Origin of the sequence: Microcoleus sp. B4-D4 (assembly GCF_036705185.1) — a bacterium.
In the GTDB taxonomy this organism is placed as follows: domain Bacteria; phylum Cyanobacteriota; class Cyanobacteriia; order Cyanobacteriales; family Microcoleaceae; genus Microcoleus.
In genome coordinates this window covers 92336-92618 of sequence record NZ_JAUBTX010000022.1, presented here as the reverse complement: position 1 = coordinate 92618, position 283 = coordinate 92336, and the positions used below count along the sequence as shown (strand labels likewise).

1 pseudogene is annotated in these 283 nt (G+C 38.9%); it reads right to left on the bottom strand.

The features are described from left to right. Positions 1-283: pseudogene (locus tag QUB13_RS17430) on the bottom strand (hypothetical protein); the annotation flags it as partial.

Here is a 283-nt window from a genome sequence, read left to right as displayed (position 1 = left end):
ATTTGTGGAATTTCGAGATTTTCGACAATCGGTTCTGGTTGAGAAATTTCTCTCGACTCTACGATTTGTGGAATTTCAAGATTTTCGACAATCGGTTCTGGCTGAGAAATTTCTCTCGACTCTATGATTTGTGGAATTTCGAGATTTTCGACAATCGGTTCTGGCTGAGAAGGTTGTCTAGATTTTACGATTTGTGGAATTTCGAGATTTTCGACAATCGGTTCTGGTTGAGAAGGTTGTCTAGATTCTACGATTTGTGGAATTTCGAGATTTTCGACAATCG